At 72.1% G+C, this 22,322-nt stretch carries 20 protein-coding genes and 1 pseudogene; 14 read left to right on the forward strand and 7 right to left on the reverse strand.

The annotated features are described in order from the left end of the window. Nucleotides 1–32: 32 nt before the first annotated feature. Nucleotides 33–947 carry an SDR family oxidoreductase gene (locus B0E54_RS21225; RefSeq protein ID WP_234587476.1) on the reverse strand — a complete coding sequence of 305 codons (915 nt, stop codon included), beginning with the start codon at nt 945–947 and terminating at the stop codon, nt 33–35. A 119-nt stretch (nt 948–1,066) separates the two neighbouring features. Between B0E54_RS21225 and B0E54_RS21230 the strand changes: the two genes are divergently transcribed. The 8 genes from B0E54_RS21230 (at nt 1,067) to B0E54_RS21265 (ending at nt 8,681) form a co-directional block, all read left to right on the forward strand. Continuing rightward, the gene (locus tag B0E54_RS21230) at nt 1,067–1,633 is read left to right on the forward strand and encodes a TetR family transcriptional regulator (RefSeq protein ID WP_234587478.1); all 567 of its coding nucleotides are present in this window, start codon (nt 1,067–1,069) and stop codon (nt 1,631–1,633) included. A 128-nt stretch (nt 1,634–1,761) separates the two neighbouring features. Continuing rightward, nucleotides 1,762–2,733, forward strand: coding sequence for a Rossmann-like and DUF2520 domain-containing protein (locus tag B0E54_RS21235; RefSeq protein ID WP_234587480.1), 972 nt, complete (start codon nt 1,762–1,764; stop codon nt 2,731–2,733). Continuing rightward, a complete protein-coding gene (panC, locus tag B0E54_RS21240) occupies nt 2,730–3,578 on the forward strand; it encodes a pantoate--beta-alanine ligase (RefSeq protein ID WP_234587482.1) in 849 nt (282 codons plus the stop codon). The genes B0E54_RS21235 and panC overlap by 4 nt, the downstream gene beginning before the upstream one ends. Before the next feature lie 45 nt (nt 3,579–3,623). Further along, a complete protein-coding gene (panD, locus tag B0E54_RS21245) occupies nt 3,624–4,052 on the forward strand; it encodes an aspartate 1-decarboxylase (RefSeq protein ID WP_234587484.1) in 429 nt (142 codons plus the stop codon). A gap of 96 nt (nt 4,053–4,148) precedes the next feature. Continuing rightward, complete coding sequence (locus B0E54_RS21250; RefSeq protein ID WP_234587486.1) at nt 4,149–5,045, forward strand: septum formation family protein; 897 nt, start codon at nt 4,149–4,151, stop codon at nt 5,043–5,045. A gap of 94 nt (nt 5,046–5,139) precedes the next feature. Then, on the forward strand, nt 5,140–6,837 hold the full coding sequence (locus B0E54_RS21255) for an L-aspartate oxidase (RefSeq protein ID WP_234587489.1): 1,698 nt from the start codon (nt 5,140–5,142) through the stop codon (nt 6,835–6,837). A gap of 171 nt (nt 6,838–7,008) precedes the next feature. Then, nucleotides 7,009–7,905 (forward strand): carboxylating nicotinate-nucleotide diphosphorylase, encoded by an 897-nt coding sequence (gene nadC / locus B0E54_RS21260; protein ID WP_234587494.1) that lies wholly within the window; start codon nt 7,009–7,011, stop codon nt 7,903–7,905. A gap of 17 nt (nt 7,906–7,922) precedes the next feature. Beyond that, nucleotides 7,923–8,681 (forward strand): type III pantothenate kinase, encoded by a 759-nt coding sequence (locus B0E54_RS21265; protein WP_234587497.1) that lies wholly within the window; start codon nt 7,923–7,925, stop codon nt 8,679–8,681. 38 nt (nt 8,682–8,719) lie between these two features. On the opposite strand, the gene B0E54_RS21270 is transcribed toward B0E54_RS21265, so the two are convergent. Continuing rightward, complete coding sequence (locus B0E54_RS21270) at nt 8,720–9,460, reverse strand: class I SAM-dependent methyltransferase (protein WP_234587499.1); 741 nt, start codon at nt 9,458–9,460, stop codon at nt 8,720–8,722. Nucleotides 9,461–9,549: 89 nt separating this feature from the next. Here B0E54_RS21270 and lysS point away from each other — a divergent pair, with 89 nt between their 5' ends. From lysS to B0E54_RS21285, 3 genes are all read left to right on the forward strand, one after another. Continuing rightward, complete coding sequence (gene lysS, locus B0E54_RS21275) at nt 9,550–11,058, forward strand: lysine--tRNA ligase (protein WP_234587501.1); 1,509 nt, start codon at nt 9,550–9,552, stop codon at nt 11,056–11,058. A 112-nt stretch (nt 11,059–11,170) separates the two neighbouring features. Beyond that, nucleotides 11,171–11,515 carry an Lsr2 family protein gene (locus B0E54_RS21280; protein WP_234587506.1) on the forward strand — a complete coding sequence of 115 codons (345 nt, stop codon included), beginning with the start codon at nt 11,171–11,173 and terminating at the stop codon, nt 11,513–11,515. Nucleotides 11,516–12,043: 528 nt separating this feature from the next. After that, complete coding sequence (locus B0E54_RS21285) at nt 12,044–14,587, forward strand: ATP-dependent Clp protease ATP-binding subunit (protein ID WP_234587510.1); 2,544 nt, start codon at nt 12,044–12,046, stop codon at nt 14,585–14,587. Nucleotides 14,588–15,312: 725 nt separating this feature from the next. Here the strand turns inward: B0E54_RS21285 and B0E54_RS21290 are convergent. Then, nucleotides 15,313–16,224, reverse strand: a complete 912-nt coding sequence (locus tag B0E54_RS21290; RefSeq protein ID WP_234587512.1) for an A/G-specific adenine glycosylase — start codon at nt 16,222–16,224, stop codon at nt 15,313–15,315. Between the two features lie 96 nt (nt 16,225–16,320). Between B0E54_RS21290 and B0E54_RS21295 the strand changes: the two genes are divergently transcribed. The 3 genes from B0E54_RS21295 to B0E54_RS21305 all read left to right on the forward strand — a co-directional run bounded on the left by B0E54_RS21295 (nt 16,321) and on the right by B0E54_RS21305 (nt 18,291). After that, nucleotides 16,321–16,833, forward strand: a complete 513-nt coding sequence (locus B0E54_RS21295; RefSeq protein ID WP_234587514.1) for a glycine cleavage system protein R — start codon at nt 16,321–16,323, stop codon at nt 16,831–16,833. After that, on the forward strand, nt 16,830–17,426 hold the full coding sequence (locus tag B0E54_RS21300) for a peptide deformylase (RefSeq protein ID WP_234587517.1): 597 nt from the start codon (nt 16,830–16,832) through the stop codon (nt 17,424–17,426). Before B0E54_RS21295 ends, B0E54_RS21300 begins: the two co-directional genes overlap by 4 nt. Nucleotides 17,427–17,544: 118 nt before the next feature. Continuing rightward, nucleotides 17,545–18,291: a hypothetical protein gene (locus B0E54_RS21305; protein ID WP_234587519.1), complete on the forward strand. Its 747-nt coding sequence runs from the start codon at nt 17,545–17,547 to the stop codon at nt 18,289–18,291. 6 nt (nt 18,292–18,297) lie between these two features. Here B0E54_RS21305 and disA read toward each other — a convergent pair whose 3' ends face one another. From disA to B0E54_RS21325, 4 genes and pseudogenes are all read right to left on the reverse strand, one after another. Beyond that, nucleotides 18,298–19,479: a DNA integrity scanning diadenylate cyclase DisA gene (gene disA, locus B0E54_RS21310; protein WP_007466050.1), complete on the reverse strand. Its 1,182-nt coding sequence runs from the start codon at nt 19,477–19,479 to the stop codon at nt 18,298–18,300. Nucleotides 19,480–19,610: 131 nt separating this feature from the next. Beyond that, nucleotides 19,611–21,068, reverse strand: a complete 1,458-nt coding sequence (radA, locus tag B0E54_RS21315; RefSeq protein ID WP_234587521.1) for a DNA repair protein RadA — start codon at nt 21,066–21,068, stop codon at nt 19,611–19,613. 86 nt (nt 21,069–21,154) lie between these two features. Further along, nucleotides 21,155–21,949, reverse strand: a complete 795-nt coding sequence (locus B0E54_RS21320; protein WP_234587523.1) for a hypothetical protein — start codon at nt 21,947–21,949, stop codon at nt 21,155–21,157. Nucleotides 21,950–22,088: 139 nt separating this feature from the next. Then, a pseudogene (locus B0E54_RS21325) lies at nt 22,089–22,322 on the reverse strand (hypothetical protein); the annotation flags it as partial.

The raw sequence follows: 22,322 nt of genomic DNA on the forward strand, positions 1-22,322 counted from the left end.
GACTCCCGATCCCCGCCGGGCGGCTTCCTCGCTCATGCCGTCCGGAAGTAGTGCCCTTCGTGCAGGTCGGCGATCAGGCCGGGGTGGGTGGGGGTCCAGCCCAGCAGTTCGCGGGTGAGGGCGGACGACGTCGGGTTGTCGAGCTGGACGAACGATCCGAGGAAGCCGAAGTGGTCGTCGGCCTCGGCGGGGCTGATGCTCCGTACCGGAATGTCGAGCTTGTGGCCGATGGCCTCGGCGATCTCCCGGAAGGGAACTCCTTCGTCGTCGGCGCCGTGCAGGCGCGTGCCGGCCGGGGCCTTTTCGAGAGCGAGTCGGTACAGCACGGCCGCGTCGAGTGTGTGGACGGCCGGCCACCGGTTGGCGCCCTCGCCGACGTAGGCGGAGTACCCCGTGCGTCGCGCCGCGGCGATGACGGCGGTGATGAAGCCGTTGTGGTCGAGCGAACTGTGCACCGTGGGCGCGAGTCGGACAACGGACGAGCGCACACCGTGGGAGGCGAGGCCGGCCACGAAGTTCTCCGCGTCGATCCGGTAGCCGCCGCCGGGGAAGATGTCGCGTTCGGTGCCGGGGCGGCCGACGACGCCGCCCATCACGAGCATGGCCGTCCCGCCGGTGCCGACCAGGGGCTTGCCGGAGCCGGCCAGGCCGTCGGCGAGTGCCGTGAGGGCGTCCAGGTCGGCCTTGGCGGCGCTGGCCAGGTCGCCGTTGACCATGAGGTCGTGACGGAACGCCAGGTGGATCACTCCGTCGGCGGCAGCCGCCTCTTCCCGGAGCACGTCGAGGTCGGAAAGGTCGCCGCGGTGTGCCTGGGCGCCGAGCTTCTCGATGGCGGCGGCGGACGTGTCGGAGCGGGCGAGGCCGACGACCTCGTGCCCAGCAGAGAGGAGTTCCGGGACGACGGCGGAGCCGACGTGGCCGGAGGCGCCTGTGACGAATACGCGCATGGTGGGTTCCTTCGTGAGTGCCGATGTCACCTTGCGACATCACGCTACCTCGCACGATGTCGCCGCGCGACATCGCGGCGGAAGTAATGTCGCAGTGTGACGTCGGATACCATCGCCGCATGGCCCGCTGGCAACCCGACGCGCGCGGCCGCCTGGAGGCGGCCGCCTTCGAGCTGTTCCGCGAGCGCGGCTTCGAGCAGACCACCGTCGCCGACATCGCCGGCCGCGCGGGCCTCGACAAGCGCACCTTCTACCGGCTCTTCGGAGACAAGCGCGAGGCGCTCTTCAGCGGCAGCGCGCACTTGGAGGAGGTCCTGGCCAAAACGGTGGCCGAGACGGACGCCGGCCCGTTCGAGGTGGTCATCGCCGCCTTCCGCCGGGTGGCGGAGGAGATCTTCGCCGACCGCCTCGAACTGGTCCGGGCGCGACAGGCCATCATCGAGAGCAGCCCCGAGCTCCAGGAGCGTGAGCTGCGCAAGACGGGTTCGCTGGTGGCCGCGGTCACCGCCGCCCTGCGTGCCAAGGGCCTCGACGAGAGCACGGCCACCCTGGCCACCGAGTCGGGTGCCACGGTCTTCCGGGTCGCGTACGCCCGCTGGGTCGCGCCCGGCGGTGACGTTCCGCTCACCGACCTGATCGCCGAGGTGGCCACCGAACTACGCGCGATCACGTCGGCCTCCGGCTGAGCCCGACCGACCTGCGCCGAGCCCCTTGCTTCGGCGGTGAACGTTTTCACACATCCTGTCTCGGCTCTGTGGCGCGGGCGCATACTTGCGATCGACCGGTACCCCTTCTCGAGGACTGGATCGTCGTCATGAGCGCACCGCTGCGCCCGCGTCCGGCCGCCCAGCTTGGGCCTGCCGCACCGCGGGATTCCGCCGTCACCGGCACCCCCACGTCCCGCCTGCTCACTGTCGGCGTCGTCGGCGCCGGCCGGGTCGGTGCCGTCCTGGGCGCCGCGCTCGCGGCCGCCGGGCACCGGGTGGTGGCTGTGGCCGGTGACTCCGGGACCAGCCGGGCACGGCTGGCCCTGCTGCTGCCCGAGGTGCCCCGCCGCCAGGTCACCGCCGTCGCGCGCGCCGCCGCCGACCTGCTGCTGATCGCGGTGCCGGACGACGCGCTGGCCGCAGTGGTCGCCGACCTCGTCGACCGGGGTGCCCTGCACCCGGGCCAGGTGGTCGCGCACACCTCGGGCGCGCACGGTCTCGCCGTGCTGGCGCCGGCCGCCGCGGTCGGCGCCCGGCCGCTGGCCCTGCACCCCGCCATGACCTTCACCGGTACGCCGGACGACCTGCCCCGGCTGGCCGGCATCTCGTACGGGGTGACCGCCCCGGCTGACCTGCGTCCGCTGGCCGCCCGGCTGGTCGCCGACCTCGGTGGCGTCCCCGAGTGGGTGGCCGAGGGGGATCGCCCGCTGTACCACGCCGCGCTCGCACACGGCGCGAACCACCTGGTGACCCTGGTGAACGAGGCGACCGACCGGCTGCGCGACGCCGGCGTGGCTCGTCCGGAGAAGGTGCTCGCCCCCCTGCTGCGGGCCGCCCTGGAGAACGCGTTGCGCCTCGGCGACGACGCGCTGACCGGTCCGGTGTCCCGGGGCGACGCGGGCACCGTCGAGCGGCACCTGGCCCGGCTGGCCGCCACCGCGCCGGAGTCGGTCCCCGCGTACCTGGCGCTGGCCCGGCGTACCGCCGACCGGGCGATCGCCGCGGGCCGCCTGCGTCCGGTGGACGCCCAGCCGCTGCTCGGTGTGCTCGCCGGGACGAGCCGGGAGGTGGCCGCATGACGCAGCTTGTCCACACGCGCGCCGAGTTGGCCGAGGCCCGGGCGGCGTTGAAGGGCACCGTCGGCGTGGTGATGACCATGGGCGCCCTGCACTCCGGCCACGAGACGCTGCTGCGCGCCGCCCGGGAGCAGGCCGACCACGTACTGGTGACGATCTTCGTGAATCCGCTGCAGTTCGGGCCGAACGAGGACTTCGACCGCTATCCGCGCACCCTCGACGCCGACCTGGAGGTGTGCCGGCGGGCCGGCGCCGACCTCGTCTTCGCGCCGTCGGTGGCCGACATGTATCCGGACGGCCAGCCCCGCGTACGCCTCGACCCGGGTCCGCTGGGCGGGGAGCTGGAGGGAGCGAGCCGTCCCGGCTTCTTCCACGGGGTGCTCACCGTGGTCCTGAAGCTGCTCCAACTCACGCGTCCTGACCTGGCCTTCTTCGGTGAGAAGGACTATCAGCAACTCACCCTGGTGCGGCGGATGGCCCGGGACCTGGACGTCCCGGTCGAGGTGATCGGCGTACCGACCGTCCGGGAGGCGGACGGGTTGGCGCTGTCCAGCCGCAACCGTTACCTGAGCGAGCCCGAGCGGGCGGCGGCGCTGAGCCTGTCCGCCGCGCTGCGGGCCGGGGCCCGGGCCGCCGACGACGGCCTGGACGCGGGGGAGGTGCTGTCCGCCGCGCACGCCGCGTTCGGCGCCGGTACGCCCGGTGCCCAGCTCGACTACCTGGTGCTCACCGACCCCGAACTGGAGCCGGGGCCGGTGTCCGGGCCGGCCCGGCTGGTGATCGCCGCCTGGGTCGGCGCCACCCGGTTGATCGACAACGCGGCGATCCACCTCGCCCCTCGTCCCTGACCCGGCCGCACCCCACCACCACTTCTTTCGCGAAAGGCGAGCCCGATGCTGCGGACCATGCTCAAGTCGAAGATCCACCGGGCCACCGTGACCCAGGCCGACCTGCACTACATCGGTTCGGTGACTGTGGACGAGGACCTGCTCGACGCCGCCGATCTGCTCCCGGGGGAGCAGGTCGCGATCGTGGACATCACCAACGGCGCCCGGCTGGAGACGTACGTCATCCCGGGCGAGCGGGGCAGCGGCGTGATCGGCATCAACGGGGCCGCCGCGCACCTCGTGCACCCCGGTGACCTGGTCATCCTGATCTCGTACGGGCAGATGGACGACGCCGAGGCCCGGTCGTACCGGCCGCGGGTGGTGCACGTCGACACCGACAACCGGATCGTCGAGCTGGGGGCGAACCCGGCAGTGGCGGCCCCGGGCACGGCCGGCGACCCTGTGCCGAGCCCGTTCGCCGTGTCCGGAGTCTGATCTCGCGCGAGCCGATTCCGGTCTGTCACCGGAAGGTCATTTGCGGTTACCCTGGGCACGCTGGCGGAAGCCGGTAGGTGGCTGGGGGAGGCCGCGATGCGCCGTGCCATGACGACCCTGTTCGCCACTGCCGTCACGGCAGTGCTGCTGGTCGGCTGCGCCGGGTCCGGCGGTCTGGACGGTGACCTGACCGACGACTGGGCGGCACTGCCACCGGCCATGGCGTTCACGCCGGCCGTCGGGGTGTGTCAGGCCGCCGACTTCGTCGAGGTGGTGACGCTGGCCGCCTATCAACCGATGGACTGCGCCGGCCCGCACCGGGTGGAGACCGTGCACGTCGGGGTGTTCCCGCCGGAGCGGGCTGCCGCCCCGGCCAACGGGTCGGTGGAGCTGCGCGGGGCGTTCACCGAGTGCGACACCCGGGCCTCGGCGTACGTGGGCGACGACTGGCGGGCGGGGCGGCTGCGGCTGTCGGTGGCGCTGCCCTCCGGGCCGGGCTGGGCGGCCGGTTCCCGCTGGTTCCGGTGCGACCTGACCGAGTTGACGACCGTCGAGGCGGCGGCCACGGTGGTGGTCCGGTCGGGCAGCCTGCGGGACGCGTTGAAGGGGGCCTCCGGGCTGCGGTTGGGCTGCCAGCAGACCCGCTCCGGGGCGGGCCGGGGTGTGCAGACGCTGGTCCCGGTGGAGTGCGGCGGTCGGCACGACGCCGAGTTCGTCGGGGTGTGGCGCGCGCCGGACCGGCCGTACCCGGCCAAGGATGCCGACTGGGCCCCGCTCTACACCGGCTGCCGCACCGTCCTCGGCCGCTATGTCGGCGTGCCTGACGACTCCGACCTGCGGTTCCGCAGCGGGGTGGTGGTGCGCCCGCCGGGTGCGGGGCGTTGGCGGGTCGGTGACCGGGGAGTGCGCTGTTACCTGTGGCTGAGCGACCGTACGGTGACCGCGTCGTTGAAGGGCGCCGGTCCGGCCGGCCTGCCGGTGCGGACGAAGTGAGCGGCGCGGCACGGTTCGGGCCGGACGGGGTAGCCCAAACCACTCGTTGAGCCCCCGCCTCCCCCGGCGAGGATCCTTCGGGTTGACTGGTGGGATGGACGTTCCGACGGTCGATCTGCCGGCCCTGCCCAGACTGCTGGCCGCGCCCGAGCCCGGCTGGGTGGAGACCACCGACGTGATCGTGGTGGGGTCCGGGGTCGCGGGACTGACCGCCGCGTTGCACCTGCGTGAGGCGGGCCTGCACGTCACGGTCGTCACCAAGGTCAACATTGACGACGGCTCGACCCGGTGGGCGCAGGGCGGCATCGCCGCCGTGCTCGACCCGACGGACACCCCCGCGGCGCACGCCCGGGACACCGAGATCGCCGGTGTGGGGCTCTGCGACCCCGCGGCGGTCCGGGTGCTCGTCGAGGAGGGGCCGACCCGGCTACGGGAGCTGATGCGGATCGGGGCCGAGTTCGATCGCCACCCGGACGGTTCGCTGATGCTGACCCGGGAGGGTGGACACCGGGCGGACCGGATCGTGCACGCGGGCGGGGACGCCACCGGCGCCGAGGTGCAGCGGGCCCTGCACGCCGCCGTGCAGCGCGACCCGTGGATCCGGCTGGTCGAGCACGCCCTGGTGCTGGACCTGCTGCGGGCGCCCGGCGACGGCCCGGACGGTCTCGGTCCGGCCTGCGGGATCACCCTGCACGTGCTCGGTGAGGGCAGCGAGGACGGCGTCGGCGCGTTGCTGGCGCGGGCCGTGGTGCTGGCCACCGGCGGCATGGGGCAGATCTTCGCGGCCACCACCAACCCGGCGGTCTCCACCGGCGACGGGGTGGCGCTGGCGATGCGGGCCGGTGCGGCGGTGACCGACGTGGAGTTCGTCCAGTTCCACCCGACCGCCCTGATCACCCCGCCCGGCGCGGGGGTGCCCGGCGCCGGGCACGCGCAGCAGCCACTGGTCTCCGAGGCGCTGCGCGGCGAGGGCGCGTACCTGGTGGACTCCGACGGCAAGCGGTTCATGGTGGGCCAGCACGAGCTGGCCGAGTTGGCCCCCCGGGACGTGGTGGCCAAGGGCATCCACCGGGTGCTGATGGCCAGCGGCGCGGACCACGTCTTTCTCGACGCCCGCCATCTGGGCGGCGATTTCCTGGCCGGGCGGTTCCCGACCATCGTGGCGTCCTGCCTGGCGATCGGCGTGGACCCGGCCACCGACCTGATCCCGGTCGCCCCGGCAGCCCACTACGCCTCCGGCGGCGTCCGCACCGATCTGCGTGGCCGCACGTCGATCCCCGGCCTGTACGCCTGCGGCGAGGTCGCCTGCACGGGCGTGCACGGCGCGAACCGGCTGGCCAGCAACTCGCTGCTGGAGGGGTTGGTGTTCTCCCGGCGGATCGCCGACGACATCGCGGCCGGCCTGCCCGAGCAGGCCCAGCCGGCGGACGTCGGCGCGTGGCGCGGCGGTGCGGGCTGGGTCGTGCCGGCCGGGGTGACGCCGACGCTCCAGCGGGCGATGACCCGGGGGGCCGGGGTGCTCCGGTCCGCAGCGACGCTGGCCGAGACGGCCGGGACGCTCACCGAGCTGGGCGCGGCCCGGGGCCGACCGCGCACCGCCGACTGGGAGGCGACCAACCTGCTCACGGTGGCGTCGACGCTTGTCGCGGCGGCGTACGCCCGCGCCGAGACCCGGGGCTGCCACTGGCGGGAGGACTTCCCGACGGCCGACGAACGGTGGCTGGGCCACCTGGTCGGGTCGGTCGGGGCGCAGGGCCTGGTGACGGAGCAGTGGGAGGGGAGTGCACAGTGAGCGCGAGGAGTGAGCCGGGGTTGCGAGCCCCGCAGTCGCGAACGGAGATGGCCCAGTGAGCGCGAGGAGTGAGCCGGGGTTGCGAGCCCCGCAGTCGCGAACGGAGATGGCCCAGTGAGCGCGAGGAGTGAGCCGGTTTCGCGAGCCCCGCAGTCGCGAACCAAGGTGGCATTGACGGGGTCGACAGAGGCGGCGTTGCGGGCGACCGGGCTGGACCCGGAGCAGGTGCGGCGGGTGATCGAGGGCGCGCTGGTCGAGGATCTGGGGCCGGATTTCCTCGACGTCACCAGCGTGGCCACCATCGGAGCGGAGCAGACCGACACCGCCGACCTGGTGGCCCGTGCCGACGGCGTGGTGGCCGGGATGGCCGTGGCCGCCGCCGTGTTCGAGCTGGTGGGCGAGGTGACCGGCTTCGGTCGTACCGTCGAGGTGTCGGTGCTGGCCCGCGACGGTGAGCGGGTGGCCCGCGGCGACGTGCTGGCGACGGTGACCGGCCCGACCCGGCTGCTGCTGACGGCCGAGCGGACGGCGCTCAACCTGCTCTGCCGGATGTCCGGGGTGGCCACCCATACGCGTGCCTGGGCGGACGCCCTGGCCGGCACGAAGGCGATGGTGCTGGACACCCGCAAGACGACGCCGGGCCTGCGGGCGCTGGAGAAGTACGCGGTGCGGGCCGGCGGAGGCACCAACAAGCGGATGGGCCTCTACGACGTGGCCATGATCAAGGACAACCACAAGCTGGCGGCCGGGGGCATCACTGCGGCGTACCGGCGGGTCCGGGAGGCGTTCCCGGAGGTCCCGGTGCAGGTCGAGGTGACCACTGTCGCCGAGGCGGTGGAGGCGGTGGAGGCGGGGGCGGACTTCCTGCTCTGCGACAACATGACGCCGGAGGTGCTGGCCGAGGCGGTGGCCGCGGTGGGCGACCGGGCGGAGCTGGAGGCGACCGGCGGGCTGACCCTGGAGGTGGCCGCCAGGTACGCGGCGACCGGCGTCGACTTCCTCTCGGTGGGCGCGTTGACCCACTCGTCGCCGATCCTGGACATCGCGATGGACCTGCGCACCGAGTAGTTGTCTAGGCTGCGACAGTGCTGCTCTGCATCGACATCGGAAACACCAACACCGTGCTGGCGACCTTCGACGGCGACAAGCTGGTGCACTCCTGGCGGATCAAGACCGATGCCCGCTCGACGGCGGACGAGCTGGGCCTGATGTTCCGGGGCCTGCTCGCCGGGGACAACGTCGAGATCACCGGCGTGGCCGCCTGCTCCACGGTGCCGGCCGCGCTGCGGTCGCTGCGGACCATGCTGGGCCGCTACTACGCCGACCTGCCGAGCGTGATCGTCGAGCCGGGCGTGCGGACCGGGGTGCAGCTGGCGATCGACAACCCGAAGGAGGTGGGTGCCGACCGGGTGGTGAACACGCTTGCCGCGTTCACCCTCTACGGCGGGCCGTCGATAGTTGTGGACTTCGGCACCACCACCAACTTCGACGTGATCAGCGGCCGGGGCGAGTTCCTGGGCGGGGCGTTCGCCCCGGGCATCGAGATCTCCTTCGACGCGCTGGCCGCCCGCGCCGCCCAGCTGCGCAAGGTCGAGGCCACCAAGCCCCGCTCGGTGATCGGCAAGAACACCGTGGAGTGCCTGCAGGCCGGTCTCTACTTCGGGTTCGCCGGGCAGGTGGACCGGATCGTCGAGCGGATGACCGAGGAGTTGGGCGAGGTGAAGGCGGTGATCGCCACCGGCGGCCTCGCCTCCCTGGTGATCAACGAGTGCAGCACCATCACCCACCACGAGCCGATGATCACGCTGATCGGCCTGCGGATGGTCTACGACCGCAACCTGTGACCCACGGCCGCCGCCGGGGCCGGCCCGCGGGCGGGCCCTCAGCGCCGCCGGGCCCGCAGCACGACCGTGCGGTACGGCAGGTCGACGGTTTCCCGCCCGGCCAGCTCGGGATGGCCCGCGAAGAGGTCGCCCAGTTCCCGGTCGATGCGCTCCCGTCGCTCGGGTCCGGCGGTGAGCCAGTACGAGCGGGTGTGCAGCATCGCGATGAACTCGTCCGGCGTGAGCGTGGTGTGGTGGGTGAACTCGCCCAACTCGATCGGCTCGAACGCGGGGCCGAAGTCGGCGTACCTGTCCAGCACGCTGCCGGCGCTGTCCCCCATGTGGGCGATCCGGCCCAGCTCGGCGACCCACTCGATCCGATCGTCCCGGAGGTTCCAGATCGGGGCGAATGTCCCGCCGGGCCGCAGCACCCGTGCGATCTCGGCGTGCGCCAGCTCCCGGTCGAACCAGTGGTACGCCTGGCCCACCACCACGGCGTCGGCGAGCCCGTCGGGCAGCGGCAGCGACTCGGCGCCGCCGGCCAGAGCGGTGACGCCGGGGGTGGCGGCGTCCAGCTGGGTGCGCATCTTGGGGTCCGGCTCCACCGGGGTCACCCGGTGGCCGAGAGCGAGCACTCCCCGGGTGAGGATGCCGGTGCCGGCGCCCAGGTCGACGACCTCGGCGGAATCGCCCAGCCCGTCGAGCGCCCACCGCACGGCCGGCACCGGATAGCGGGGCCGAAACCGGTCATAGTCGGCTGCGGCCACGCCGAACGAGAGCGCCTGAGTGTGATCCGCCATGGCGGGCAGGTTATCCGATAACGACCACCTGAGCGCTTGAGTACGCTCGGGCCTGACCCCCCGTAGTCTTCGTGACGAGGAAGCGTGCCGTGACCGAGCAGAACGCCGTGCCAGTGGACCCCGCCGACGACCTTCCCGAGCAGATGAAGGTCCGCCGGGAGAAGCGGGACCGGATGCTCGCCGAGGGCGTGGAGCCGTACCCGGTCGGTTTCCCCCGCACCACGACGCTCGCCGAGATCCGCGCCAAGTACGCGGACCTGCCCACCGACACCGCCACCGGCGACCAGGTGTCGGTCACCGGCCGGGTGATCTTCGTACGCAACACCGGCAAGCTCTGCTTCGCCACCCTGCGGGACGGCGACGGCACCGAGTTGCAGGCCATGCTCTCCCTGGACCGGGTCGGTCCGGAGGGGCTGGAGGCGTGGAAGCGCCTGGTCGACCTGGGCGACCACGTCGGCGTGACCGGTGAGGTGATCACCAGCCGCCGGGGCGAGCTGTCCGTGCTCGCGCAGCGGTGGGAGATGACGGCCAAGGCCCTGCGGCCGCTCCCGGTGGCCCACAAGCCGCTCTCCGAGGAGGCTCGGGTCCGGCAGCGCTACGTCGATCTGATCGTCCGGCCGCAGGCCCGGCAGATGGTCCGCACCCGGGCGGCGGCGGTGCGTAGCCTGCGCGATTCACTGCACGGCCAGGGCTTCATCGAGGTGGAAACGCCGATGCTGCAACTCCTGCACGGTGGCGCGACGGCCCGACCCTTCGTGACCCACAGCAATGCGTTGAGCACCGATCTGTATCTGCGAATCGCTCCGGAACTGTTTTTGAAGCGCGCGGTCGTTGGTGGTGTGGACCGCGTCTTCGAGATCAACCGTAACTTCCGTAATGAGGGTGTCGACTCCTCGCACTCACCGGAGTTCGCGATGCTGGAGACGTACCAGGCGTACGGCGACTACGACACGATGGCCGAGTTGACCCGCAATCTCGTGCAACAGGCGGCGATCGCGGTCAGCGGGTCGACGGTGGTGACCCATGCCGACGGGCGGGAGTTCGACCTGGGCGGCGAGTGGCGGTCGGTGACCCTGTTCGGTGTCCTTTCCGAGGCACTCGGCGAGGAGGTCACCGTCCGCACCGACCGTTCCCGGCTGGTGGAGTACGCGGACAAGGTGGGATTGGCCGTGGACCCGAAGTGGGGCCCGGGCAAGCTCGCCGAGGAACTGTTCGAGGAACTGGTCGTCCCGGGCCTGCAGGCGCCCACCTTCGTACGCGACTACCCGGAGGAGACCAGCCCGCTGACCCGGGCGCACCGCAGCGAGCCGGGGCTGGCCGAAAAGTGGGACCTCTACGTTCTCGGCTTCGAGCTGGGCACCGCGTACTCCGAGCTGGTCGACCCGGTGGTGCAGCGGGAACGGCTGGTGGCCCAGGCGCAGTTGGCCGCCCGTGGCGACGACGAGGCGATGCGTCTCGACGAGGACTTTCTCCGGGCCATGGAGTACGGAATGCCGCCAGCCGGGGGTATGGGAATGGGAATCGACCGGCTGTTGATGGCCCTGACCGGCCTCGGAATTCGGGAAACGATCCTCTTCCCGTTGGTCCGCCCGGAGTAGTCGTCCGCCGACTCCCAGCGAGTCGTAACGGCATCCTATTGACGGGGCGAGCAGCGCGGGGGTTATTGTGCTCTCGTTAGCAGGAGCGCCCTGCTCGAAAGGAATGTGGGACGTGGCCAAGCAGATCATTCACAAGCTGGTCGATGACCTGGACGGTGGGGACGCTGACGAGACCGTCAAGTTCGCGCTCGACGGCGTTCAGTACGAGATCGACCTGTCCGGTGCCAACGCCGCGAAATTGCGCGACGTATTCGCTCCGTACGTCGGCGCCGGCACCAAGGTGGGTCGCGGTGGTGTGGTGATCGGTGGGCGGGCCGCCCGCGGTCGGGGTGGCGCCACCGCCGACCGGGAGCAGAACAAGGCGATCCGGGAGTGGGCCAAGAAGTCCGGCAAGGACATCTCGGACCGGGGCCGTATCCCGCAGGAGATCGTCGACGAGTACCACGCCAAGCGCTGATCCGTTCAGCTGACCGGTGGCAGCCGCCACCGCAAGGGCGACATCGACGCCGGGCCGGAGCATCCTCCGGGCCGGCGTCGCCGTATCCGCGCCCGGGACGGGCCGGCCGGAATGTTTCCCGGCCCGGCCGGCGTTGTCCACAGGCGGTGGAGTAACTATCCACAACCTGTGGACAACTTCCCGAAAGGGGTCGGGTGCGGCAGCCCGAACGGTGCCGACGACCGGCGCTCGCCCCCCGCGACACCCGCTGGAGGCCGTCGAAGGCCCTCCCCGGGCCCTGCGGAGCCTTCCGTGGGGTCGGTCGGATTTCGCTCTGCGCGTAGCGCCAGGGGTACCGGAACACCTCCTGAGCGCGGACGGTTGTGCAAAACGACGTGGAACTGACCCAGACCGGAGAGACACGACCTCAGCTGAGTCGGTCAGCGACGATAGAGTAAGGAGGCACGGACGCCCGTCCTGGACGTTCGTGCACCGGCCCCGCCAAGATCTTGACCATCAAGGCGCACGGCACGTGAGGAGCACGAGGGCATGTTCGAGCGGTTCACCGACCGAGCGCGACGGGTTGTCGTCCTGGCCCAAGAAGAGGCCCGGATGCTCAACCACAACTACATCGGTACGGAACACATCCTGCTGGGCCTGATCCACGAAGGTGAAGGCGTCGCGGCAAAGGCCCTGGAGAGCCTCGGCATCTCCCTGGAGGGCGTCCGCCAGCAGGTCGAGGAGATCATCGGCCAGGGCCAGCAGGCGCCGAGCGGGCACATCCCGTTCACGCCGCGGGCCAAGAAGGTGCTGGAGCTGTCGCTGCGCGAGGCGCTGCAGCTCGGCCACAACTACATCGGCACTGAGCACATCCTGCTCGGGCTGATCCGTGAGGGCGAGGGCGTCGCCGCCCAGGTGCTGGTCAAGCTCGGCGCCGACCTCAACCGGGTCCGCCAGCAGGTGATCCAGCTGCTCTCCGGCTACCAGGGCAAGGAGCCCGCCGCGGCGGGTGCCGCGCCGGGTGAGGCCGCGCCGTCGACCAGCCTCGTGCTGGACCAGTTCGGCCGCAACCTGACCCAGGCCGCCCGTGAGGGCAAGCTCGACCCGGTCATCGGGCGCGAGAAGGAAATCGAGCGGGTCATGCAGGTGCTCTCCCGCCGTACCAAGAACAACCCGGTCCTGATCGGTGAGCCCGGCGTCGGTAAGACCGCCGTGGTGGAGGGGCTTTCCCAGAAGATCATCAAGGGCGAGGTGCCCGAGACTCTCAAGGACAAGCAGCTCTACACGCTCGACCTCGGTGCCCTGGTCGCCGGTTCCCGCTACCGCGGTGACTTCGAGGAGCGCCTCAAGAAGGTGCTCAAGGAGATCCGCACCCGCGGCGACATCATCCTGTTCATCGACGAGATCCACACCCTGGTGGGTGCGGGTGCCGCCGAGGGCGCGATCGACGCCGCGAGCATCCTCAAGCCGATGCTGGCCCGCGGTGAGCTGCAGACCATCGGCGCCACCACGCTCGACGAGTACCGCAAGCACCTGGAGAAGGACGCCGCTCTCGAGCGCCGGTTCCAGCCGATCCAGGTGGGTGAGCCGTCGCTGGCGCACACCATCGAGATCCTCAAGGGCCTGCGCGACCGTTACGAGGCGCATCACCGGGTGAGCATCACCGACGCCGCCCTGGTGGCTGCGGCGACGCTTGCCGACCGGTACATCTCCGACCGCTTCCTGCCGGACAAGGCGATCGACCTGATCGACGAGGCCGGCGCCCGGATGCGGATCCGTCGGATGACCGCGCCGCCAGACCTGCGTGACTTCGACGAGCGCATCGCCCAGGTGCGCCGCGACAAGGAGTCCGCGATCGACGCGCAGGACTTCGAGCGCGCCGCCCAGCTGCGCGACAAGGAGAAGCAGCTCCTCGGCCAGAAGGCTCAGCGGGAGAAGGAGTGGAAGGCCGGTGACCTGGACGTCGTCAGCGAGGTTGACGACGAGCAGATCGCCGAGGTGCTCGGCAACTGGACGGGCATCCCGGTCTACAAGCTGACCGAGGAGGAGACCTCGCGCCTGCTGCGCATGGAGGACGAGCTGCACAAGCGCGTCATCGGCCAGGAGGACGCGGTCAAGGCGGTCTCGAAGGCGATCCGGCGTACCCGGGCCGGCCTGAAGGACCCGAAGCGCCCGTCGGGCTCGTTTATCTTCGCCGGCCCGTCCGGTGTCGGTAAGACCGAGCTGTCCAAGGCGCTCGCCGAGTTCCTCTTCGGCAGCGAGGACGCCCTCATCCAGCTGGACATGTCCGAGTTCCACGACCGGTACACGGTGTCCCGCCTCGTGGGTGCCCCTCCCGGCTACGTCGGCTACGACGAGGGCGGGCAGCTGACCGAGAAGGTGCGGCGTCGGCCGTTCTCGGTGGTTCTCTTCGACGAGATCGAGAAGGCCCACCCGGACGTGTTCAACACGCTCCTGCAGATCCTGGAAGACGGTCGGCTCACCGACGGTCAGGGTCGGATCGTGGACTTCAAGAACACGGTCATCATCCTGACCACCAACCTGGGCACCCGCGACGTGGCCAAGGCGGTGTCGCTGGGCTTCCAGGCGTCGGAGGACTCCGAGTCCAACTACGACCGGATGAAGCAGAAGGTCAACGACGAGCTCAAGCAGCACTTCCGGCCTGAGTTCCTCAACCGGATCGACGACACCATCGTTTTCCACCAGCTGCGCCAGACCGAGATCCTCTCCATCGTGGACATCATGATCCAGCGGATCGAGACGCAGCTGCGCAACAAGGACATGGGTCTGGAGCTGACCGACAACGCCAAGAAGTACCTGGCGGCGAAGGGCTTCGACCCGGTGCTTGGTGCCCGTCCGCTTCGTCGCACGATTCAGCGCGACATCGAGGACAACCTCTCCGAGCGGATCCTCTTCAACGAGCTGACCCCCGGTCAGATCGTCGTGGTGGACTGCGAGGGCGACCCGAACGACATCGACAAGTCCAAGCTCGTCTTCCACGGTGCGGACAAGCCGGTCGAGGTTCCGGACGCCGTCCCCGCCGACCTCGGTGGCACCGCCGCCGGCACCGCTGCGGCGGGCGCCGACGAGTAGCACGACCAGCAGCAGGGGGCGGGGCCCCGGTGGCGCAAGCCACCGGGGCCCCGCCTTTGTGCGCTAACCGCACAGGCAACACCCCGCCCCCGCTCGACACCCCCCGCGACCACCCCGGCCGGCCACCGCAGCCGACGACCGGCCGGAACCCAAGGCTCGGGTGATCGGCGAGGAGCAGGCCGTCGCCGAAGCCGATCTCCAAGCCGCCCTCCCCGACGCGCAGCACCCACCCACCCGCCCGCCGTCGCCCGCCCACCCGCTCGCGTCGCCCGCCCACCCGCTCGCCCGCCGTCGCTCGCTCGCCCGCCGTCGCTCGCTCGCTCGCTCGCGTCGCCCGCCTGCTCGCCCGCTCGCCGTCGCCGTTCGTGCTGCCACGGCCGACAAGATCCGCGCAACATCAGGGAAAGTGTCGCCTCAGGGCGTCCGGAGGCAGCAGTTTCCCTGATGTTGTGGCCTGCGACGGGGCCTCCGTCCGCAAGATCGTGCTCGATCCAGGATGTAGTGGCATTCGCCGGGTCTGACACCACTACATCCAGGATCGAGCACGATCTTGGGGTGAGCTGCCAGCGGAGCGCGGCATGCAGCGAGAAGGTGCGTGGGCGAGCGTGGTGTGGGCCTGCGGCGGGGCTTGGAGCGCGCGCGGTTGTGCATGCCGGTGCGGTCCCGACCGGAGTTGGCGGGCGGCCAGCGGGTCGCTGGGCAGGATGCGCGGGGCGGAAGGCAGGTCAGGTCGTGAGGTCGGCCGTTGGCAGGGCCGGGCCGTCGCCGGCCAGCCGGAACGAGTCGGTGCCGACCGGTTCCACCAGCCCGTCCTGTACGAGGCCGGCCAACGCCCGGGCGCGCTGCACGTCGTCGGTCCAGACCTGGTCGAGGCGCTGGTGCGGGACCGGCCCGGTGGTTTCCCGGAGAACCCCGAGCAGCAGTCCGCGTACCTGCCGGTCGGTGCCCGCGTACCGCTGGGGGCGGCGGGTCGGGCCGGTTGCCGGCGCCTGCCCGGAGGCCCGCCACGCGCAGACCGACTCGACCGGGCAGGCCGTGCACCGTGGTGACCGGGCCGTGCAGAGCACCGCTCCCAGCTCCATGAACGCGGCGCTGGCCAGTGCCGCGGCGGCGGGCTCCGCGGGCAGCAGTTCCTCGGTGGCGACCAGGTCGGCGGGTCGGGTGACCGGTCCGGCGTCCGGTTCACCGGCAACGGCGCGACAGACCACCCGTCGTACGTTGGTGTCGACCACCGGATGTCGCTGCCCGTACGCGAACGCGGCCACCGCACGCGCCGTGTAGGTGCCCACGCCGGGCAGCGCCAGCAACTGCTCCAACCGGTCCGGCACCTGACCGCCGTGCCGGTCCACGATCGCGATCGCGCACTCCCGCAGTCGGACGGCCCGGCGGGGATAGCCGAGGCGCCCCCACATGCGGATCGCTTCGGCCGGGGTGTCGGCTGCCAGCGCGGCCGGGTCGGGCCAGCGGGCCAGCCAGGCGTGCCAGGCCGGCACGACCCGGACGACCGGGGTCTGCTGGAGCATGACCTCGCTGACCAGGATGGCCCACGGGCTGACCCCGGGTTTCCGCCACGGCAGGTCACGGGCGTGCTGCTGGAACCACCGGCTGACCACTGTGGCGAAATCGGGTTGAGTCATGGCGCCGTCGATGATGTCACGCGGTCCGGTCCCGCTGGATGGGCGGCTCGGGCGGGGTGTCGCGGTGGCGGTGGGCGGATCGGGCAGAATGCGCGGATGAACGAGCTCGCGATCACCGTCATCGGTCGGGACCGGCCGGGCATCGTGGCCGACGTCGCCGAGGTGCTGGCCCAGCTGGGCGCGAACCTCACCGACAGCACGATGACCCGTCTGCGGGGGCATTTCGCGATGACCCTCATCTGCACCGGGCCGGACGCCGCAGGTGTGGAGGCGGCGCTGGCGCCGCTGGCCGCCGAGGGGCAGCTGTTGGCGACAGTCCGCGCGGTGACGCCCGACGGTGAGGTGGCCCCGGCCGGCGAGCCGTACGTGCTTGCGGTGCACGGGTCGGACCGGATGGGCATCGTCGCGGCGATGACCCGGGTGCTGGTGGACGCCGGTGGCAACGTGACCGACCTGAGCACCCGCCTGGCGGGTTCGCTCTACGTGGTGTTGGCCGAGGTCGAGTTGCCGGCGGGGGTGGCCGAGGCGGTGACGGGACGGCTGCACCGGACGGCCGCCGAGTTGGGGGTCGAGGTCACCCTCCGGCCGGCAGACCCGGATCTGCTGTGAGCGACGGGCGGAGCGGGCCGGACGCCGGCCGGGATGTCGAGGCGTACGCCGGTCTGGGGGACTGGACGCCGGAGTCGCTGGCGGTGGCGGGCGAGGTGCGGGCCGTGGTCTCGGCCCCGCATCCGGTGTTGAGCCGGGCCGGGGACGATGTCGATCCGACGGCCGAGGAGACGGTCCGGCTGGCCGCCGACCTGGTCGCCACGATGCGGGTGTCGCCGGGCTGCGTGGGGTTGGCGGCGCCGCAGGTCGGTGTGCCTGCGCGGGTCTTCGCCGTCGACGTGACAGGGCATCCGAAGGCGGTCACCGTGCACGGCACCTTCGTGCTCTGCAATGCCCGGGTGGTCGAGGCGACCCGTTGGAAGCCGGGCCGGGAGGGGTGCATGTCGGTGCCGGACCTGACCGGGGATGTGAAGCGGGCCAGTCGGCTGGTGGTGGAGGGTGACCTGCCGGGCACCGGCGCGGCGGTCCGGTTGGTGACGGACGGCTTCGAGGCGCGGGCGTTGCAGCACGAGATCGACCACTGCGCGGGGCTGCTCTTCCTGGATCGGGTGGCCGGCGCGCACGCCGTCTACCAGCGCAAGGTCTACCTCTGAGCGGGCTGCGGACCGTCGGCGCTTCCGTCCTTTGTGGAGATTGGCCACGGTGGCCCGGTGACGCTCCGGCGCGTCGTGACGGGCTGGTGGGTGCCGCGCGGCTACGGTGGGGGGCATCATGCGTCTGACGGTCGGCCCCCTGCCACCCGCCGTGTACTGGCGGCGTCGCGCCGTCGTACTCGGAGCGGGGCTTCTTTTCCTGATTGTCCTGCTCTACTCCTGCACCGGGTCGAGCCGCTCCGGCGACAAACCGAATGCGGGGGCGGGCTCGACGTCGACTCCGACGTCCACGGCGAGTCCCGGGCCGGGCGGTCCGCTGTTGAGCCCGCAGACCGGGGCGCCGTCGGCGTCCGCGCCCGCCGAGTCGAATGCTCCGGACGGGTCGGCCGGTCCGAACACCACGGACCCGAGCCCCGAGACCACCAGCAACGACCCGCCGCCGGGCGCGGCCGGATCGGTCGACGACGGCACCTGCACCGACGCGGAGATCAGCGTGACCTCGGTGGCGCGGCCCACGTCGGTCCAGCGCGGTGCGGTGGTCGACCTGCAACTGAAGATCAAGAACACCTCGCAGCGGACGTGCAGCCGCAACGTCGGCGCCGACCTTCAGGAGATCTTCATCAAGGCCGGCGCCGAGAAGGTGTGGTCCTCGGACACCTGCGGCAAGGTCCAGGGCTCGGATGTCCAGTCCTTCACGCCCGGGTTCGAGCGCTCCTACCAGGTGGGCTGGAACGGGCGGGACACCACCCGCTGCGACGGCGCCGGGCTGGCCGCCGGCCCCTTCCCGCCGGCCGGGACGTACCAGGTGTTCGCGCGGGTCGGCACCAAGTACAGCGCACCCGTGAAGATCACCATCACCGGCTGAGCCGGATCAGACGTACCGCTCCAGGATGGATGCCTCGGCGAGCCGGGACAGGCCCTCCCGGACGCCCCGGGCACGGGCGTCGCCCACGCCCTCGACGGCCTGCAGGTCTTCCACGGTCGCGCCCAGCAGCCGCTGAAGGCTGCCGAAGTGCAGCACCAGGCGGTCGACCACGGCCACCGGCAGACGCGGCACCTTGGCCAGCAGCCGGAAGCCGCGCGGGCTGACGGCGGCGTCCAGCGCGTCCGATGCGGCCGGGTAGCCGATGGCCTTGGCGACCGACACCAGGTCGATCAGCTCGGTGGCGCCGAGCAGATCCAGCTCGACCAGCGCCTCGTCCAGCGTGCGGGACTTGCGGCCGACCGGGAGGTAGTCCCGGATGACCAGCGTGCGGTCGGCGTCGACCCCGGCCATCAGCTCGTCGAGCTGAAGGGCGAGCAGTCGCCCGTCGGTGCCCAACTCGACGACGTAACCGGCGATCTCGTCGGCGATCCGGCGGACCATCTCCAGACGCTGCACAACCGCCACCGCGTCCCGCACGGTGACCAGGTCTTCGATCTCGAGCGCGGAGAGCGTGCCGGAGACCTCGTCCAGGCGCAGCTTGTACCGCTCGAGGGTGGCCAGCGCCTGGTTGGCCCGGGACAGGATCGCCGCCGAGTCGTCCAGCACGTGCCGCTGACCGTTGACGTAGAGGCTGATGATCCGCATCGACTGGCTGACCGAGATCACCGGGTAGCCGGTCTGCCGGGCGACCCGCTCCGCGGTGCGGTGCCGGGTGCCCGACTCCTCCGTCGGGATGGACGGGTCGGGCATCAGGTGCACGGCCGCCCGGACGATGCGGGTGCCGTCGCTGGAGAGCACCACGGCCCCGTCCATCTTGCACAGCTCCCGCACCCGGGTCGCGGAGAACTCGACGTCCAGCGGGAAGCCGCCGGTGCAGAGACCCTCGACGACCTTGTCGTAGCCGAGCACGATGAGCGCGCCGGTGCGCCCCCGCAGGATGCGCTCCAACCCGTCCCGCAGCGCGGTGCCGGGTGCCATCAGGGCGAGGTTCGCCCGCAGCGGATCGCCGGCGCTCCCGGCAGCGGCGGTCACACTCACGCTGATCGGGCGGGCTGGCGAGCCCACGGCGCCGGTGCGGGCCTGGGGCGGCGCACCGGCAGGCTTGGTGGTATCGCGGTCGATCGGCACGGGCACAGTCTACGGACTGCCGTGCGGTGGGTGCTGTCGTGGTTACTGTGATGTGTCACGATGCCGCCCTTCGAACCGTTTCCACTTGCGCCGATGCTGTCCGGTATCGCCGCTCGCGTCGACACGCTCGGTCACTCAGCGGACGCGCGGGCCGCATGGTGCAGCGCGGAGCGGACATCAGTGACCTCGGTCACCCGCATCCCGTCGGGCCCGGCGCCCGTGCTGGCCGGCCCACAGCCGGTCGGCACCAGCGCCACCTTGAACCCCAGGCGGGCCGCCTCGGCGAGCCGGCGCGGCACCGCTCCCACCCGGCGCACCTCGCCGGTCAACCCCACCTCGCCGATCGCCACGAGGTGCGGCGCGATCGCCAGGTTGAGCCCGCCGGAGGCGACCGCCAGCGCGACCGCGAGGTCGGCCGCGGGCTCCACCACCCGGATGCCGCCCACGGTGGCCGCGAAGACCTCACGGTCGTGCAGGGTCAACCGCTCGGTACGCCGTTGCAGCACCGCGAGCACCATGGCCAGGCGCGCAGAGTCGAGGCCGGAGACCGTACGACGGGGTGAACCGGCGACAGTCGCGCCGATCAGCGCCTGCACCTCGGTGACGAGGGCCCGCCGCCCCTCCATGGCCACTGTCACGCAGGTGCCGGGCACGGGTTCCGAGTAGCGGGTGAGGAACAGCCCGGACGGATCGGCCAGGCTGCTGATGCCGCCCTCGTGCATCTCGAAGCAGCCGACCTCGTCGGCCGCGCCGAACCGGTTCTTGACGCCGCGCACCAGCCGCAGCGAGGAGTGCTTGTCGCCCTCGAAGTGCAGCACCACGTCGACCAGGTGCTCCAGCACCCGGGGCCCGGCCACCTGGCCGTCCTTGGTGACGTGGCCGACCAGCACGGTGGCGATGCCGCGTTCCTTGGCGACCGAGACCAGGGCGGCGGTGACCGCGCGCACCTGCGTGACGCCACCGGGCACGCCCTCGGTGCCGGTCGTCGAGATGGTCTGCACCGAGTCGAGCACCAGCAGGCCGGGCTTGACCGCGTCGAGGTGCCCGAGCACCGAGGCCAGGTCGCTTTCGGCCGCCAGGTAGAGCTGGTCGTGCAGGGTGCCCATCCGCTCGGCACGCAGCCGGACCTGGCTTACCGACTCTTCGCCGCTGACCACCAGGGAAGGGCTGCCGGCGCCCACCGCCCACTGCTGTGCCACGTCGAGCAGAAGTGTCGACTTGCCCACGCCGGGCTCGCCGGCGAGCAGCACCACGGCACCGGGGACCAGCCCACCGCCGAGCACCCGGTCGAGCTCACTCACGCCGGTGGGCCGGGCGCGCGCCGGAGCGGCGCTGATGGTGGCGATCGGCCGGGCCGGCTCGGCCGGCAGCCGGGAGCTCACCACCCGACCGGAGACGGTCGGGCCGGTCACCGTGGACTCGACCACCGAGCCCCACTCGCCGCACTCCGGGCAGCGACCCACCCACTTGGGCGGCTGGTGCCCGCAGGCGTCGCACTCGTACGCCGGACGCGGGTCGCGGGTGGCGGACCGGCCGCGGGCGGCACCGGCCGTGCCGCCACGGCCAGAGGTCGTTCGGGAGGTGGTCACCACAGGGACGCTAGCCCTCTCGTACGACGAAAACACCCCGGCGTGGTGGTTCCCACGCCGGGGTGTTCGTCGATGTCGGGGTCGGGTCAGCCGTGGGTGGTGCCGCCCTCGTCGCCCTCGTAGCCGCCCTCACGCTCGATGATCGGCGAGGCGGGCGCGGCCGGGGTGAGCGGGACGGCGATCGGCGCCTGGCCGGTGACCGTGTTGCCGTTGCCGAAGTCGAAGGTCACGACGACGTTCTGGCCGGAGCGCAGCGCCTCGGTCAGGCCGACCAGCCGCAGCTGGGTGGTGGCCTCCGAGTTGAGCTGGAGGTAGCTCAGCGGGGCCAGCTCGATCCGGGCGGGCTGACCCGGTGCGGCGGCGCTCGCCGAACCCGACGCCCGCGCCGACTCCGGGGCCGACGGCGTCGCCGACGACGAACCGGTCTCGGACGGGGTCGCCGACGGGCTGGCCGAGCGGGACTCGGGCGCCGACGGGGTGGCCGAGCCGGACGCGGAGGCCGACGGAGTGGCGGACGCCGACTCCGACTCCGACGCCGACGGCGTCGGGCTCGCCGAACCACCCGAGATCAACACCTCCCGCGCGCTCTGGGTGGTGACGGTGACCGTCACGGTGCTCTTCGAGTCGTTGTAGATCACGGCGTTGAGCGGGGCGTCCTGACCGGCCCGGTAACCCTCGGTGCCCGGGTAGGTGACCAGCAGACCACGCACCGAGTAGGCGCCGTTGGGGGTCGTGAGGTTGACGCCCTGGACCGACGGCTCCTTCAAAGCCGTTTCGGCGATCTGGCCGGCGCCGCATCCGGACGCGAGCAGGCTGGTAGCCGCCGCCATCCCGGACAGCAGCAGGGCCGCCCGCCGGGATCCCCTGATCGAGCGCGTCACGTCGGTCCTCCTCGTTACGATCCCCACCCGGCCGCTCGCCGGGCACGGTGGCCATACCCGCGCAGACCGCGCTCCAGGGTAGTTGGAGCTGATCGAGGCCCGCACGGGGACCCGGCAATGCCACCTTCCCGGGTGCCCGTCACACCACCCGACCGCTCGCCACCAGCAGAACGACGTCGATGAGGGCCACCAGCATGACCGCCCGGAAGGCGGACACCGGCCGCCGGCCCGCCCGGGCCGCCGAGCGTCCGGCGTACCAGCTCAGTGGCGGCACGACGGCGGCCGTGCCGACCGCCGCCAGCCCGAGGGCCGACGGCGGCCCGGGCGGCCCGAGGACCAGGATGGCGGTCGCGGCGAGGAGCAGGCCCGCGGC

The organism is Micromonospora sp. MH99, from assembly GCF_021442385.1.
Classification (GTDB): Bacteria; Actinomycetota; Actinomycetes; order Mycobacteriales; family Micromonosporaceae; genus Micromonospora.

Bases quoted from the DNA above. Each gene is read 5' to 3' on its own strand.
- B0E54_RS21295 (WP_234587514.1), top strand. From the start codon at position 16,321: ATGAACGAGCTCGCGATCACCGTCATCGGTCGGGACCGGCCGGGCATC.
- B0E54_RS21290 (WP_234587512.1), bottom strand. From the start codon at position 16,224: ATGACTCAACCCGATTTCGCCACAGTGGTCAGCCGGTGGTTCCAGCAG.
- B0E54_RS21250 (WP_234587486.1), top strand. From the start codon at position 4,149: ATGCGCCGTGCCATGACGACCCTGTTCGCCACTGCCGTCACGGCAGTG.
- panC (WP_234587482.1), top strand. From the start codon at position 2,730: ATGACGCAGCTTGTCCACACGCGCGCCGAGTTGGCCGAGGCCCGGGCG.
- B0E54_RS21225 (WP_234587476.1), bottom strand. From the start codon at position 947: ATGCGCGTATTCGTCACAGGCGCCTCCGGCCACGTCGGCTCCGCCGTC.
- panD (WP_234587484.1), top strand. From the start codon at position 3,624: ATGCTGCGGACCATGCTCAAGTCGAAGATCCACCGGGCCACCGTGACC.
- B0E54_RS21255 (WP_234587489.1), top strand. From the start codon at position 5,140: ATGGACGTTCCGACGGTCGATCTGCCGGCCCTGCCCAGACTGCTGGCC.
- B0E54_RS21285 (WP_234587510.1), top strand. From the start codon at position 12,044: ATGTTCGAGCGGTTCACCGACCGAGCGCGACGGGTTGTCGTCCTGGCC.
- B0E54_RS21305 (WP_234587519.1), top strand. From the start codon at position 17,545: ATGCGTCTGACGGTCGGCCCCCTGCCACCCGCCGTGTACTGGCGGCGT.
- B0E54_RS21235 (WP_234587480.1), top strand. From the start codon at position 1,762: ATGAGCGCACCGCTGCGCCCGCGTCCGGCCGCCCAGCTTGGGCCTGCC.
- B0E54_RS21230 (WP_234587478.1), top strand. From the start codon at position 1,067: ATGGCCCGCTGGCAACCCGACGCGCGCGGCCGCCTGGAGGCGGCCGCC.
- B0E54_RS21270 (WP_234587499.1), bottom strand. From the start codon at position 9,460: ATGGCGGATCACACTCAGGCGCTCTCGTTCGGCGTGGCCGCAGCCGAC.